The 15,007-nt window shown below is 57.1% G+C and carries 15 protein-coding genes; 4 read left to right on the top strand and 11 right to left on the bottom strand.

The annotated features are described in order from the left end of the window. Nucleotides 1-90 precede the first annotated feature (90 nt). Together ACTQ3R_RS08060 and ACTQ3R_RS08055 are read left to right on the top strand one after the other, a co-directional pair. Nucleotides 91-339, top strand: a complete 249-nt coding sequence (locus ACTQ3R_RS08060) for a hypothetical protein (RefSeq protein WP_441778620.1) — start codon at nucleotides 91-93, stop codon at nucleotides 337-339. Between the two features lie 40 nt (nucleotides 340-379). Then, nucleotides 380-640: a GNAT family N-acetyltransferase gene (locus tag ACTQ3R_RS08055; protein WP_441778619.1), complete on the top strand. Its 261-nt coding sequence runs from the start codon at nucleotides 380-382 to the stop codon at nucleotides 638-640. A 39-nt stretch (nucleotides 641-679) separates the two neighbouring features. Here ACTQ3R_RS08055 and ACTQ3R_RS08050 read toward each other — a convergent pair whose 3' ends face one another. From ACTQ3R_RS08050 to ACTQ3R_RS08000, 11 genes are all read right to left on the bottom strand, one after another. Continuing rightward, a complete protein-coding gene (locus tag ACTQ3R_RS08050; RefSeq protein WP_441778618.1) occupies nucleotides 680-1,558 on the bottom strand; it encodes an AAA family ATPase in 879 nt (292 codons plus the stop codon). A gap of 102 nt (nucleotides 1,559-1,660) precedes the next feature. Further along, nucleotides 1,661-3,046 (bottom strand): NADPH-dependent glutamate synthase, encoded by a 1,386-nt coding sequence (gene gltA / locus ACTQ3R_RS08045; RefSeq protein WP_441778617.1) that lies wholly within the window; start codon nucleotides 3,044-3,046, stop codon nucleotides 1,661-1,663. Beyond that, complete coding sequence (locus tag ACTQ3R_RS08040; RefSeq protein WP_441778616.1) at nucleotides 3,039-3,887, bottom strand: sulfide/dihydroorotate dehydrogenase-like FAD/NAD-binding protein; 849 nt, start codon at nucleotides 3,885-3,887, stop codon at nucleotides 3,039-3,041. Before ACTQ3R_RS08040 ends, gltA begins: the two co-directional genes overlap by 8 nt. A gap of 100 nt (nucleotides 3,888-3,987) precedes the next feature. Continuing rightward, nucleotides 3,988-5,877 (bottom strand): bifunctional metallophosphatase/5'-nucleotidase, encoded by a 1,890-nt coding sequence (locus ACTQ3R_RS08035; protein WP_441778615.1) that lies wholly within the window; start codon nucleotides 5,875-5,877, stop codon nucleotides 3,988-3,990. A gap of 151 nt (nucleotides 5,878-6,028) precedes the next feature. Beyond that, nucleotides 6,029-7,024, bottom strand: coding sequence for an asparaginase (locus ACTQ3R_RS08030; RefSeq protein ID WP_441778614.1), 996 nt, complete (start codon nucleotides 7,022-7,024; stop codon nucleotides 6,029-6,031). Nucleotides 7,025-7,030: 6 nt separating this feature from the next. Beyond that, nucleotides 7,031-7,777 (bottom strand): EFR1 family ferrodoxin, encoded by a 747-nt coding sequence (locus tag ACTQ3R_RS08025; RefSeq protein WP_441778613.1) that lies wholly within the window; start codon nucleotides 7,775-7,777, stop codon nucleotides 7,031-7,033. Nucleotides 7,778-7,803: 26 nt separating this feature from the next. After that, nucleotides 7,804-8,661, bottom strand: a complete 858-nt coding sequence (rfbA, locus tag ACTQ3R_RS08020) for a glucose-1-phosphate thymidylyltransferase RfbA (RefSeq protein ID WP_441778612.1) — start codon at nucleotides 8,659-8,661, stop codon at nucleotides 7,804-7,806. 188 nt (nucleotides 8,662-8,849) lie between these two features. Then, entirely contained in the window at nucleotides 8,850-10,829 is a 1,980-nt protein-coding gene (locus tag ACTQ3R_RS08015; RefSeq protein ID WP_441778611.1) for a pyruvate carboxylase subunit B, read from the bottom strand. A gap of 284 nt (nucleotides 10,830-11,113) precedes the next feature. Then, complete coding sequence (locus ACTQ3R_RS08010) at nucleotides 11,114-11,245, bottom strand: hypothetical protein (protein WP_441778610.1); 132 nt, start codon at nucleotides 11,243-11,245, stop codon at nucleotides 11,114-11,116. Between the two features lie 166 nt (nucleotides 11,246-11,411). After that, nucleotides 11,412-11,762, bottom strand: a complete 351-nt coding sequence (locus ACTQ3R_RS08005) for a hypothetical protein (protein WP_441778609.1) — start codon at nucleotides 11,760-11,762, stop codon at nucleotides 11,412-11,414. Nucleotides 11,763-11,766: 4 nt separating this feature from the next. After that, nucleotides 11,767-11,994 carry a helix-turn-helix domain-containing protein gene (locus ACTQ3R_RS08000; protein ID WP_441778608.1) on the bottom strand — a complete coding sequence of 76 codons (228 nt, stop codon included), beginning with the start codon at nucleotides 11,992-11,994 and terminating at the stop codon, nucleotides 11,767-11,769. Nucleotides 11,995-12,126: 132 nt separating this feature from the next. Here ACTQ3R_RS08000 and ACTQ3R_RS07995 point away from each other — a divergent pair, with 132 nt between their 5' ends. Further along, nucleotides 12,127-12,633: a hypothetical protein gene (locus ACTQ3R_RS07995; RefSeq protein ID WP_441778607.1), complete on the top strand. Its 507-nt coding sequence runs from the start codon at nucleotides 12,127-12,129 to the stop codon at nucleotides 12,631-12,633. Nucleotides 12,634-12,722: 89 nt separating this feature from the next. Continuing rightward, nucleotides 12,723-14,873 carry a Tex family protein gene (locus tag ACTQ3R_RS07990; RefSeq protein WP_441778606.1) on the top strand — a complete coding sequence of 717 codons (2,151 nt, stop codon included), beginning with the start codon at nucleotides 12,723-12,725 and terminating at the stop codon, nucleotides 14,871-14,873. Nucleotides 14,874-15,007 lie beyond the last annotated feature (134 nt).

Here is a 15,007-nt window from a genome sequence, read left to right as displayed (position 1 = left end):
CTGTTTGCCCGCTTTCAACAGCACATCTTCTCCCTTTGCCAATATCTCATAAAACAGCAAATGTGATCGGACAATCGGGAGGTGCTTTCTATGGTAACCATTTTGAACCGCAGAGAATTGATTTTGACGCTGTCAATGGAGCGGCAGGCAGCTATCCGTGCGATCCTCAGTGCAAATGACATCGATTATAAAATTAAAACGACAAATCTTCAAAATTCCAGCCAACGAGCCAGCCGAGGTTCGCTGCGGACGGATTCTGATCGCTCCTATGAGTACAAAATCTATGTTCATAAAAAGGATTATGAATACGCAAAACATCTCATTTCAAGATCAACGTAAGCCAAAATAGAGTACTCTCATTATGATGAGGGGGATCGTTATGATGGAACTGACCCGTGAAACCACCCGCATCTACGCTCTGGACGATTCCGGCAAACTGATTGCCGAAATCACCTTCCCCATGACCGAACCTGGCGTATACACCATTGACCATACCTTTGTTGCCCCCTCCCTCCGGGGCCAGGGCGCGGCGGGACAGCTGGTTCAGGCCGCGCTGGATCAGATCAAGGAAAACGGCGGGCAGGCAGAAGCCACCTGTTCCTATGCCGTCCGATGGCTGGAACAGCACTCCCAGAACTAACGGAAATGCCTCCGTTCTCTTCTGAGAACGGAGGCATTTTTATGTAAACTCATGTTCATGCGCTTTGAAAAACTCGTAATAGATCCGCACATGCTCCAGCTGGGTCCACGGCCGCACCGCCACAGGATCACCATCCAAATCGTAAATCCTGGCCCTGGGCATCGACAGCAAAAAGGGAGAATGGGTAGAAATGACAAACTGGCAGCGGTAAAAACGGACGCAGTCCAATAGAAAGCGCATCAGCTCCTGCTGGAGCTGGGGCGACAGGCTGTTTTCCGGCTCGTCCAGCAGATAGAGGCTGTCCTCCTGGATTTCCCGTGTGAAATAGAGAAACGCGCTCTCCCCGTTGGATTTTCCCGGTATGTCCTTCATCATGCGGCGTTTCACGTACTGAGAGCCGCTGCGGCGCTGGGCCTCCACCACCTGCCGCAGCCGGTCCACATCCTCCAGCGAACGCATTTGAAAATTGGCGTACCGGGCGTCCGTATACTCCTCCAAAAGCTCTCGGCGTCGGGTATCGATGTTCTCATTGATACAGCGAAGGTCCAGCAGATAGTCAAAAACATCATCGCTGGTAATGACCTTACTCCCCGACTGCACTTGCGGGGTAAAGCTGCGGCTGACTTTAATATCGCACAGGGCAAGGTAACGTTCGAAAAAGGAGCTGCGGTTGAACACTGCCTTTCGTTCCAGCCCCAGCTTCTCTCCCATCAGGTTCAAAATGGTGGTTTTTCCACTCCCGTTGCCGCCGCAGAATATGGTGATTTCCTCCAGCTTCAATGGGGGCACCACCCGGTTCAGAAAGAGCCCGAAGGGATAGCGGCTGCCGTAACAGGTACGCTTGTTCTCGCTGTCACCGGCCAAAAAGCGGGCCTGCTGCTCCTCATTGGGCAGCTGAAATTCTTCCAAATAAACCATGTTCCTTCCTCCTGCACCAATGCTACCCCGGAAACAGTCCCAAAAACCGGACTGAAATGGTCAGCGCCGCATGAAAAACCATGCGGCGCTGTTTGTTTCCTCTTACTGCTTGCTCTTGATGTACTGGTCAATGGACTTGGCCGCGTGCTTGCCCGCGCCCATAGCCAGGATGACCGTGGCGGCGCCGGTAGCAGCGTCACCGCCGGCAAAAATGTTGGGGCAGGAGGTGCAGCCGTTCTCATCGGCGGCTACGCAGCCCTTCCGGGTCTGCTCCAGTCCGGGGGTGCCGCCGTAGCTCATCTGGTTGGCCTTGGTGCCCAGAGCCATGATGACAGCATCCACTTCCATCTTGAACTCGCTGCCTTCCATCACCACAGGACGGCGGCGGCCGGACTCGTCCGGCTCACCCAGCTCCATCTTCACACAGGTGATGGACTGGACATGACCTGTCTCGTCACCCTCAATGGATACCGGATTGGTGAGCAGGTCAAAGACAATGCCCTCCTCTTTGGCGTGGTGGACCTCCTCCGCACGGGCGGGGAGCTCAGCCTCCGAGCGGCGGTAGACAATGTGCACATCGGCACCCAGGCGCTTGGCACACCGGGCCGCGTCCATGGCCACGTTGCCGCCGCCTACCACGGCCACTTTCTTGTTGTGGAGGATGGGGGTCTCCGCCCCCTCCTTGTAGGCCTTCATCAGGTTGATACGGGTGAGGTACTCGTTGGCAGAGTAGACGCCGATGAGGGACTCGCCGGGGATCTTCATAAACATGGGCAGGCCCGCGCCGGAACCGATGAACACCGCCTCGTAACCCCGCTCAAAGAGCTCGGGGATGGTGAGCACCTTGCCGATGACCATGTTGAGCTCGATATCAACGCCCATCTTCTCCAGGTTGGCCACCTCACGCTTGACAATAGCCTTGGGCAGACGGAACTCGGGAATGCCGTAGCTGAGCACGCCGCCGGGGGTGTGGAATGCCTCGAACACAGAGACCTCATAGCCCATGCGGGCCAGCTCCCCGGCACAGGTCAGTCCGGCAGGGCCGGAGCCAATGACTGCCACCTTGTGGCCATTCTTGGGGGCGGTGGCCACATTGGCCAGGCCGTTCTCTGCCGCCCAGTCGGCCACGAAACGCTCGATGCGGCCGATGGACACGGGCTCACCCTTGATGCCCCGGACGCACTTGCCCTCGCACTGGGTCTCCTGGGGGCAGACACGGCCGGAAATGGCGGGCAGGGCGTTGGCATCGGACAGGAGCTGATAGGCCCCGGCCAGGTCACCCTCGGCCACCTTGCCCACAAATTCCGGAATGGGGATGCCCACGGGGCAGCCGCTGACACAGGGCTTGTTCTTGCAGTTCAGGCAGCGCTGGGCCTCGTTCTGCGCCTGCTCCAGGGTATAGCCCAGGGCAACTTCCTCAAAGTTGCGGTTGCGAACATTGGGATCCTGCTCGGGCATGGGGGTCTTGTTCATCTGCATGTTAGCCATTCATGGCACCTCCTCCCAGGCGGCACAGGTGCTTCTCCTTCGCCTTGGCCTCCTGTTCCTTGTAGGTATTGTTCCGGGCAATGACCTCGTCAAAGTCCACCTTGTGGCCGTCAAAGTCAGGGCCGTCCACACAGGCAAACTTCACCTCGCCGTCCACGGTGAGGCGGCAGCAGCCGCACATGCCGGTACCGTCGATCATAATGGGGTTCATGCTCACGGTGGTGGGGATGTTGTACTTCTCAGTCAGCTTGCAGGCAAACTTCATCATCAGCAGAGGGCCGATGGCAAAGACGTGGTCAAACTTGACCCCGCTCTGAATAAGCTCCTCCAGCTTGCCGGTGACAAAGCCATGATAGCCATAGGTACCGTCATCGGTGCAGATGTGCAGGTCGGTGCAGGCCTTGCTCATCTCTTCCTCCAGGATGACGATGTCCTTCGTCTTAAAGCCGCCGATCAGGTCCACCTGGTTGCCCGCCTCATGCAGGGCGCGGGCCACCGGCAGTGCAATGGCGCAGCCCAAGCCGCCGCCCAGCACAGCCACCCGGCCCAGATCCTCCACGTGGGTGGGGACACCCAGAGGGCCCACAAAATCATGCAGGCAATCTCCCTCCTGAAGCTCATCCAGGGCCAGGGTAGTGCCGCCGATCTTTTGGAAAATCACGGTAACCAAATCGTTCTCCGCACTGGAGATGGTCAGAGGAATCCGCTCACCCTCTTCATCCACACGGAGAATGATGAACTGGCCCGCCTTGGCTTTGGCAGCCACCAGAGGCGCATACACCGAAATCTGACTGATTTCAGCGGTTAGCGTCTTTTTCTTTGCGATTTCATACTTTTTCACTGCTTCTCCTCCTTAATGGTTGCTCGCCGGAACCGCTCTTCCCGGCATCCTTTTCTCCATTCTTAATATGGAACTGCGGTTTCCCGCTCAGATCACAGATTTACCAGCCCCGATAGCGCCGCCGTTTTCCAAAGACAAAGCGCCGTACCAGAACGACCACCAGAGTGACCACCAGAATGATCACCAGCAAGGTCACCAAGGTAATCCAGTTGGGGTGTTTCAAAAGCTCGATGGGATTTAAGCTGTGGCTGACCTCTTTGCGTCCGTCACTGCTGGCATAGAGATCAGAAAGGCCATCCGGTCCAAAGTGCTCCAGATAGGCCGCCAGGGCGTACCACTCTTTGATCTCATTGCCATTTTTGTCCCGGAGGACCCGTGTAGAAAAGTCCGTAATAGGCGTACCGTTCTCATCCTTCGGGGTGATGGACAGCAGGCCAAAGGACTTTTCCTTCACGGTCCCCAGCATCTGGGCAGAGTACATCCCCGAGACCACCCGGTAGAGCTTGTCGTTTTCGATCTTGGTATCCACCAATCCGTTGAAAAGCTGTGCCTCCGTCACCCGGTTGAAAAACATCCGGTTGGTATTGAAGCTATACTGTATTCCAGCCATATAAAGCTGAGCCGGGGGCATCAGCGGAGTTACCGAGGCATCCACCTCAGCCACCGCTTTCAGTTCCTTTCCGGTGAGGTAGCAGGATACCAGCGGATAACCTGAGGTCCCGTCGGTCCCCACTCCCATGGACAGCACATCAAAGGCCTGGGAAACGGTAAGGTCCCCGGCATAAAGTGGGGCCCGCAGTACACCAGCTGCGCTCACGGTCACCGTCTCCACATCGGGACTGTCTGCCTCCAGATTTTCCACCGCCCAAAGATAGGCGTCAGCCACCAGTTCTCCTAAAGCATTGCCTTCCTGAACGCCAGACGTTGGAGTGGGCAGATCAAATCCCGCAGTGGTGAGGACTTCATCATAGCCAAAGCCGTACCGGGCCAGGTAGGTCCCCCCTACCTGCCGCTTCCAGTCCTCTACCATAAGTGAAATGTCCTGATCTTCTGAAATGGTCTGGTCAATGGGCGTCAAGTGGTAATCTACCAGTTCCTTCTCCCCTGAATCGTCCCAGCGGAGAGTGATGGAACCCAGGTTCTGGCAGTACGGCCCGGCGGAGACGATATAGGTATCCTCCACCAAAATAGGCTCCGCCAAAGTGGTGTGGGTATGGCCGGAGACGATCAGGTCGATCCCCTCCACTTTCTTCGCCAGCTGTTCGTCCTCCGATTTTTTTACAGTTTCATTGGTGCCCGAGTGAGACAGGCAGATAATAAATTCGGCTCCCTGTTTTTCCAGGGCTTCCACACAGCGGCGGGCATGTTCCACCCGGTCCCCCAAAGTAAAGCCCGAGGTAGGCGCACAGTCATGGGAATCCTCTCCCATCAGGCCGAAGATCCCATAGGTCACTCCGCCCCGTTCCAGAAGCATGTAATCCTGAACACCATAGGCAGCCATAGAGCGCTGGATGTCCAATTGGTCGGGATTGTCAGCAGACGGTTTATAGTTGGCCATGAGCAAGGCGGGCAGCTTGTCACCACTGGTGACGGCGGCGGCGAGCATTTGGGCAAAGCCCATTCCTCCGTGGTCAAACTCATGGTTGCCCACCGTGGCAGCATCATACCCCATAGCTCCCATGGTGCGCAGCTCTGCGGCCTGCGTGGTATAGAGGGTCTGGATGAGGGAACCGATGGAAAAGTCGCCTCCGTCCAGCGTCAGGGCATTGGAGTGCGCTTGGCGCTCCTCCTCCAATGCCGTCATCAGGCGGGCATATCCTCCCGTCTCCTTTCCCGTCCCGTCTCCCTGGGGCAGAAAATGAGAATGAAGATCGTGGGTAAAGAGGACGGTAGTTTCCCGGATTTCTCCCTCTGCAGCTGCTCCTGGAAGAAAGGCAGCAACACACAAAAGGACCAATAGCACAGCGGCTACGGCGCGAAATCGTTTCATCCCCTTCTCTCCTTTCCCACGGCAATGTACTGTATTGAACAATATTGTGCCACAAATCAGGCAAATGCGCAAGAGCGGAATCAGGGATTTCTCACCCGAATTCCGCTCTTGAACATACGATTTCCTATAAAAATCAACGAAACATATTGGCTCAGCGAATAAGGTCAAACTGCACCGGCTGCTCAAAGAGCTGGCGTACCTGTTCGCTCTCCCGCGTTTGGCCCAGGACCCACATCAATTTCGTAGCCGCAGCCTCCAAGGTCATGTTATATCCCTCAAGGAGCTGGTACTTCTCCTTGACCTGGTAACCCACCTGATAGACCGTCATATCACTGCCCTCATAGGGCACCTGGGTCATCATCAAAATGGTCTTGCCCTCTTCCAGCCAGGCCTCTATGGCCTGGGCCAGCGAACCCGATGCACCGCCGGGCAGGCCGCCTACGCCAAAGCTTTGTAAAATCACTGCCTCATACCGGTCCCGCAGGGCCTCCAGGGCATCGGCTCCCATACCGGGAATCAGGGTGAGCAGCAAAATCCGCTCCTCCAGCCGGTGGTAAAAAACCGGTCTGGGCCGGTACTCCAGCTCGGCCAGGTAACGGATAAGCTTTCCGTCCCGGATCACCCCCAGCTCGGGGTAGTCCACACTGGAAAAGGCGTTGAAGCTTTTGGTGCGCTCCTTCCTCGCCCGAGTTCCCAGAATCACCTTGCCGTCAAAGACCAGGCTCACACCGTGGGAGCCGCTGTCAGAGGCATAGAGGAAACTGTTGTAGAGGTTCAGCCGGGCATCGGTATTTTCCAGGCAGATGGACTTTTGGGACCCGGTAATGACAATGGGCTTTGGCGAATACTGGATCAGGTAGGACAGGGCGGCGGCAGTATAGGCCATGGTGTCGGTGCCGTGGGTGATCACAAAGCCATCATACGCATCGTAGTGCTCCTCCACCGCCTGGGCCATTTCCAGCCAGTGACGCGGGGTAATGTTGGTGCTGTCCAGGTTCATAAGCTGGATGGCATCCACCTGACACAGCGTTCCAATGGCGGGCACATAGCTTAAAATCTCCTCTGAGGTAATGGCCGGTGTCAACCCCTGGCCGCTGTCTTTTGAGGCGATCGTCCCTCCGGTGGCCAGCATGAGGACCTTTTTCATGCGTTCTCAGCCCTCTACAAAGGTCTCAATTTCCCGGCGGTCGGAGAAATTGGCCGTCAGCTTTTCTGCCAGCTGGGCGGCGCTGAAGCCTAACGCTCCGGTGGGACAGGCGGAAACGCAGGCCATGCAGCTGATACACTTGCTGTCCTCCCACAGCAGAGAGCTTAGATCCATGGCTCCGGTGGGACAGGCTTTGGCACAGATGGCACAGCCCAGGCAGGTATCCCAGTCCCGGTCTTTGGGCACGGGTATCGCCTTTTTGGGGGCGGGGTTGGGATTTCCGGGCACCTGAGCCTCAGACCAGTTCTCCCCCGCCAGCTTCTCTTGTACCTTGCGGACCAGTTCCTTCAAAACCGCCTCGTCCTTCTCATCCGGACGCCCCATGCCCAGAGAGGGCGCAAAAATGTGGGGAGTAATCACCGTTGCTGCAGCGGCGCACCGGAACCCCCGCTTTCCCATCTGCTCTTTCATCTGGGCCAGCGCATCATCATAATGCCGGTTTCCATAGGCGGCAAGGAGTACACAAGGGGTATTTTCACCGGACAGGCCTTCCAGCAGTCCCGGTACCGCCGGGATCTGTCCGGCATACACCGGAAGTCCCAGTACCAGCAGCTCGTCCGGACCAAAATGCCGCGCAGCACGCTCACGGCCCCCGAGGTCCAATGTTTCATAGTCACCAAACAGCCCGGCAACCAATTCTGCCGCCCGCTTTGTTCCGCCGCTGGGACTGAAATATGCACCGATGATCTTCATAAAAATGTTCCCCTTCCCCGCCTATCTCAAAGACACTGCAAGTATTTTCCGTAAAGCGTCATGGACAGCTCATTTCCAATGGCATGGACATGCGCTTCATTGACCCAGCCTTCATAGAGCGCCAGCTCTTCCAGGCAGCCCACATACCGCCCGGTGCTGTCCTGGATGTGTCGGATGGTCTGACCCGCCTCCAGCAGACTGTCTGCAGTACCGGCATCCAACCAGGTAAAGTTCTTCTCCAGGGGCACCACCTGGAGCTGTCCCCGGCGGAGATATTCCAGGTTCACATCGGTAATTTCCAGTTCCCCCCGTGCAGAGGGCTTTAAATTCCGGGCAATATCCATCACCTGGTGGTCATAGAAGTAAAGGCCTGGAATAATATAATTGCTCTTTGGGTAACGGGGCTTCTCCTCAATGGAGATGGCTCTTCCGTCCCTGTCAAACTCCACCACGCCAAAGGGCCGGGGATCCTCCACCCAATAGCCAAAAACCGTAGCGCCGCGGTCATTGGCGGCAGCCCGCTTCAGGGTCGCTCCCAGGGTGGGCGCATAGAAAATATTGTCTCCCAGCACCAGGCACACCCGGTCGTTTCCTACAAATTCCTGGCCGATGAGCAGCGCATCCGCAATGCCTCGGGCCACAGGCTGCTCCGCATAGGAAATTTTCAGCCCATACTGCTCTCCGCCGCCCAGCAGGGCCCGGAACGTGTTGGTCTCACCGGGAGGGACAATGACCAGAATTTCAGAAATCCCCGCCTGCATCAAAATGGCAATGGGATAATAGATCAGCGGCTTATCATAGACGGGCAGCAGGGGTTTACACACCGGCTTGGTCATGGGATAGAGCCGAGTACCCTTTCCGGCGGCCAGAACAATTCCCTTCATGGAGGGCCTCCTTTCACGGCATAACCGTTTCCTTATTTCATCCTTCGTTTGAAAAATGGGAAAAAAGAGCCGTTTTTTCTCCGACTCCCTTATTCCGCACCTTAAATTGTATCACGGGCAATTGGTATTTTCAAGGAAAAAAAGCAGGCTCTCCGGAGTTCCCGGAGAGCCTGAAATAATCGAAAGCCTTAACCCAGAGTGACCAGCAGGTCGTCGGTGTTCACAGCGGTGCCCACAGCGGCGGACACGGCCTTCACGGTGCCGTCCACGGGAGCGGAGACCTCGATCTCCATCTTCATGGCTTCCAGCACCACCAGCACGTCGCCGGCCTTAACGCTCTGACCCACGGAGCACTCCACCTTAAAGATGTTGCCGGGCATGGGGCTCTTCACAGCGGTCTCGCCGGCAGCCACAGCGGCAGGAGCAGCAGCAGGGGCGGCGGCAGGAGCGGGAGCGGGAGCCGGAGCGGGGGCAGCAGCAGGAGCAGCCACGGGGGCGGCCACAGGAGCGGCAGCCACGGGAGCGGCGGCAACCGGAGCAGCAGGGGCGGCGCCGTCAGCGGAGGCGATGGCCACCTCATAGGACTTGCCGTCGATAGTGATGGTGTAAGTGCCGGGGCAGTTATCACGGGCGCCCATCACCAGGTGGGGGGGCTGATAGCTGGCGGCAAAGGGCTGGATGGGACGGGCGGTGTACCCGGCGCTGGTAACAGCGGGGGTGTTGGTGTAGTACACGTGGCCCTGCCAGGCGGGCATGGGAGGCAGATCCTCCTTCTTGGGGGCGGCAGGAGCAGCGGGCTTCTTGGCAGCTTCCTTCTTGGGGAAGCCGGCCTCGCGGTCCTTGAAGAAGGCCATGGCCACCTGGGGGAAGGCGATGTAGCTGAGCACATCCTCGTCGCTCTTGGCAACGCCGGCCAGCTCCTTCTTGGTCTTCTCAAACTCGGGCTCCAGGGAGTCGGCAAAGCGGCCCTTCACCAGGGGAGTGTCGCCCAGGATCTTCTTCTGGATGGCGGGGTCAATGGGGGCAGGAGTACGGCCGTACTCGCCGCGGCAATAGGCCTTGATCTCCTTGCCGACCACCTTGTAGCGCTCGCCGGCCAGCACATTCTGCACGGCCTGGGAGCCCACCATCTGGCTGGTGGGGGTGACCAGAGGAGGATAGCCCATGTCGGCACGGACCTTGGGGGTCTCAGCCAGAGCCTCGTCCAGCTTGTCAATGGCGTTCATCATCTTCAGCTGGGAAATGAGGTTAGACAGCATGCCGCCGGGAATCTGATAGTTGAGGCACTGGGTGTCGGTAGCCATGGAGATGGGATCCAGGGTGCCGTCCTTCAGGAAATCGGCCCGGACGCCCTTGAAGTAGTCGGCCATCTTCACCAGGATCTTGTCGTCCAGGTCCACCTCATAGCCCAGACCGCGCAGGGCATAGGCCAGGGTCTCGGTGGCAGGCTGGGCGGTGCCGCCGGACATGGGGGAGATGGCGGTGTCCAGCACGTCGGCACCGGCCTCAACCGCCTTCAGGCAAGTCATAAAGGCCAGACCGGTGGTGCAGTGGGTGTGGATGACCAGGGGCAGCTCAGGCACCGCGTCCTTGATGGCGGCGGACAGGTCATAGGCTTCCTTGGGGCCCATGATGCCGGCCATATCCTTAATGCAGATGGACTTGACGCCCATGCTCTTCAGGTCCTTGACCATCTGGACGTTCTTCTCCAGGGTGTGCACGGGGCTGGTGGTGAAGCAGATGGTACCGGAGGCGTGGGCGCCCTGCTTGACCGTCTCGTCGATGGCCACTTCCAGGTTGCGCACATCGTTCAGAGCGTCGAAAATACGGATGATGTCGATGCCGTTTTTCACGGAATACTCCACGAACTTGCGCACCACATCGTCGGGATAGTGCTTATAGCCCAGGATATTCTGGCCACGGAGGAGCATCTGGAGCTTAGTGTTGGGCATTTTGGCCCGGATCTTGCGCAGGCGCTCCCAGGGATCTTCCTGCAGGTAACGCAGGCACACATCAAAGGTGGCGCCGCCCCAGACCTCGGCGGAGTAATAGCCGGCCTTGTCCATGGTCTCCAGAATGGACTCAAACTTGCTGTAAGGCAGACGGGTTGCGATCAGCGACTGGTTCGCGTCACGCAGAACGGTCTCGGTAAACTGAACTTTTCTCATGTTGATCGACCTCCATAGTGCTCCCCCGAGCAATTTTCTTGCGGGAGTAGATTATCGTCACTTGTTTTTTATTTTAGTATAATCTTCCCAAGAAAGCAACCCCTTCCCGTGGAATAATCGAGGCTTCTTTTTGGGTAATCGTGCTCTTTCGGACAGAGAAATATCTCCCCTGCCCCTCCTCTCTCCCCCCGTAAAAGTGCAAAAAAACACCGCAGCAGATCGTGAGAAGCTCTGCTGCGGTGTTTACTTTTCTTCGTCAGCCGCACGCTGACCACATTCGGCCGTCACCGGTCGCTGCATACTTTGTCGTCCTCCTTGGCGCTGTAACCCTCAGCGTCAAAAATCAGATCGTCCACATCTACATCACTGCGAACTCTGGACCAAATGTTGTTGACGTCATACTTCGGCATCGTCATGCTTGTCGCCTCCTCTCTGTTTGTTTCAAAAAGGGTATAAAAAAGCCATCGTCTGCCAGACAAACGATGGAGGCTTGTGTATGGAGCTATCCTCAGCGGGATACAACACAGGAAATCCATTCGTCTGATTGGTAGGGGGTACGGTACTTAACATAATTCCAGCGAATCATTTTAGTGCTTCTCTCCCTCTTGGCAGTTTTGATCGAACAAGATTCTTTTCTTTCAAAGGCTGTAAAGGAATACCCTTTTCACCGGCCGCAATTTTACCGCACAGGTCAGGAATATGAAATCTCGCAAAAAAATGATTCAGAAGTGAGAATTTCTTTTCCTGAGACAATAAAATCACAAAGCCAGGCCACTTTTGGGGTGTGCCCCAGTGGATATTGTTATTGTAAACCGATTCCATTTGTCTGTCAATGGATTTTGTGAATTTTAACAGAAATGTAACATTTATCTGGTAGCTTATTACACGGTATGCCGGATAAAAAATGGGCCTTCGCCTGTTTTCGTCAGGCAAAGGCCTATTCCTTGGGTTTTAATAGCAGATAGGGGTCCACATTCAGGGCTTTGGCGATGTCAAATAGGGTGTCCAACGAGATTCCAACGCTTCCCCGTTCAATTTTGCTAATATGACTTTGATCCTTATCTACCATAGCACCTAGTTCATCTTGGCTGAAATCGCGCAGGTTCCGATAATACATGATGTTCAGTCCCATCGTGCGATAAAGGCTATGATAAGACTCTTTCATGGGCCTCACCTCACTCTGGTTACAGTGTACACTTTTCATTTTCTTTTTATCAGGTATTGAAAACCATAATTATGTAATTATAATCATATTAAGGCATTGAAATTATATAAATATGTAATTGAGGTAAAGACTATGAAACATCTATTTTCCAAAAGCAGCAAATTGGAACGGGTTCTGTGCATCGCCACACTCATCACGGTGCTGATCGCCTTCTACCTTGTAATCCTCCCAAAGCTGATGTGCCCCCTGTGCCGGGGAATAACCAAATGGGACGAGCCCTACCTCTGGAGCCTCTCCACCGGCGCCGTCGTCCTCCTCTCCCCCTACGTATTGGCCCAGGAGGATTCCCAATGGGAATACAAGGGCCTGCTCCAGCAATCCTTTCCCTCCCGGCACCTTGCCTATGTCCGTCTTCCCGCCCACGCCAGTACTCCGCCCCGGTTCTGCTCTTACCACAGCAGATGCGGTTTTTCCAATCGTGAGCTTTTGATCACCATTCTCAACTCCGACTCCTTCTCCATTACCTATGCGGTTGATGTCCAACATGCAAACCCGGTGAATAATCTGAAGTCTGATACCACTCTCACCCCCAGCTTTAACCCGGAACTGGACTGCTGGGAGATGGAAGTGCGCTGGTAGAAAACCTGCGCTGGACTTTTTCCCTTCTTTCCGCTAAACTGAAATGGAAATTTCCAGGGCTGGAACGCCCGAGCAAAGGAGAATGCCCCATGGACCCCATGATCGAAACCCTGGCCCAAGAGTTGGGCCGCACTCAGCAGCAGGTGGAAAACGTGGTCAAGCTCATTGACGAGGGGGCCACCATCCCCTTCATCGCCCGCTACCGCAAGGAGCTTCACGGCTCCATGGATGACCAGCTTCTGCGCCAGCTCGCCGACCGGCTGCAATACCTGCGCAATCTGGAGGCACGGAAAAGCGAGGTAAAGTCCTCCATTGAAAACCAGGGGAAGCTCACCGATGAGCTCTCCGCCGCCATCGACTCCGCTGCCACACTGGCCGAGGTGGAGGACCTGTACCGCCCCTATAAGCAGAAGCGGCGCACCCGCGCCACCATTGCGCGGGAAAAGGGCCTGGAGCCTCTGGCCCGGCTGCTGTTTGACCGGGGCCCGTCGGTGGTCCCCGACCAGGCCGCCCTCCCCTTCGTGGACCCGGAAAAGGGAGTGGAAACCGTGGAGGACGCACTCCAGGGGGCCAGCGACATCATCGCCGAGGAGATCTCCGACAACGCCGACATCCGCAAAGAGCTGCGGGAGCTGTTCCTGCGCCGGGGTGTGCTGGTATCCAAGGCCGCCCAGAAGGAGCCTGAGGACAGCGTCTACCGCCTCTACTATGATTTTAAGGTCCCGGTGGGCAAGGCTCAGGGCTATCAGGTACTGGCCATCAACCGGGGCGAGCGGGAGGAAATTTTAAAGGTATCGGTGGAGCTGGACCCCGAGACCGCCCATGTGGCAGTGCGGCGCATGACCGTCCCCGGTGCGGCCGCCATGGACTTTGTCCGCGCTGCCGCTGACGATGCCTATGACCGCCTGATCGAGCCCTCCATGGAGCGGGAAATCCGCAATACCCTCACCGACCAGGCCAACGAGGGAGCCATCCACATGTTTGCCCTGAACCTGAAGCCCCTGCTTATGCAGCCCCCCGTCAAGGGCAAGGTAACTATGGGCCTGGACCCCGGATACCGCATGGGCTGTAAAGTAGCTGTGGTAGACGGGACCGGAAAGGTTTTGGACACCACCGTGGTCTACCCCACCCATGGCCAGCGGCAGAAACAGGAGTGTATCGACAAGCTCTCCGCCCTCATCCGCAAGTACGGAGTGGAGCACATCGCCATCGGCAACGGCACCGCCAGCCGGGAGACCGAGCAGATGACTGTGGAGCTCATCCGCAAGGTGGGCGGCGGGGTGTCCTACATGATCGTCAGCGAAGCGGGAGCCTCCGTCTACTCCGCCAGCAAGCTGGCCGCCGAGGAGTTTCCCCAGTTTGACGTGAACCTCCGCAGCGCCGTGTCCATCGCCCGGCGGCTCCAGGACCCCCTGGCCGAGCTGGTGAAAATTGACCCCAAGGCCATCGGCGTGGGCCAGTATCAGCACGACATGCCTCAGGCCCGCCTGGGTGAGACCCTGGACGGCGTGGTGGAGGACTGCGTCAATGCCGTGGGTGTGGACGCCAACACCGCCTCCCCCTCTCTGCTCCAGCGGGTCAGCGGCCTGACTGCCGCCACCGCCAAAAACCTGGTGGCCTACCGGGAGGAGAACGGGGCCTTCACCACCCGCAAGCAGCTCTTGAAGGTGCCGAAGCTGGGCCCGAAGGCCTTTGAACAGTGCGCGGGCTTCCTCCGTGTGCCCGAGAGCAAGAGCGTGCTGGACAACACCGGCGTCCACCCGGAGAGCTACGCCGCGGCGGAGAAGTTGCTGGCCCAATGCGGCTACACGCTAGAGGATGTAAAGGCCGGAAACCTGTCAGAGCTCAAAGAGAAGGCAGAGGCCATCGGGCTGGAGCGCCTGGCCGAGCTGTGCGGCGCAGGCGCACCCACGCTGGCCGACATCATCAAGGAGCTGATGAAACCTGGACGGGACCCCCGTGATGAGCTGCCGCCCCCCATCCTCCGCACCGACGTCATGGAGGCCAAGGACCTAAAGCCCGGCATGGAGCTTCAGGGTACCGTGCGAAACGTCATCGACTTCGGCGTATTTGTAGACATCGGCGTCCACCAGGACGGCCTGGTCCACATCAGCAAGCTGCCCCGGCGGGTACGCCACCCCTCTGAGCTGCTTACCGTGGGAGACATCGTCACCGTCTGGGTCATCGAGGTGGATGAGAAGAAAAAGCGCATCAGCCTCACCATGAAAAAGCCGCAGTAACGTTTTTGAAGCAATTAAAGTCCGTATTTCTCATTCCCGCCCCTCTCCAGGGGCGGGAATATACAAAAATTGGGACTTTTTTGCAGAAAGTGCTTGACTGTAAAGAGCCTTGATACTGTACACTCAGGGCAAAG

The sequence above is a fragment of the Lawsonibacter sp. LCP25S3_E2 genome (genome assembly GCF_052117285.1).
Classification (GTDB): domain Bacteria; phylum Bacillota; class Clostridia; order Oscillospirales; family Oscillospiraceae; genus Lawsonibacter.
This window is presented reverse-complemented; position numbering and strand designations above follow the sequence as displayed.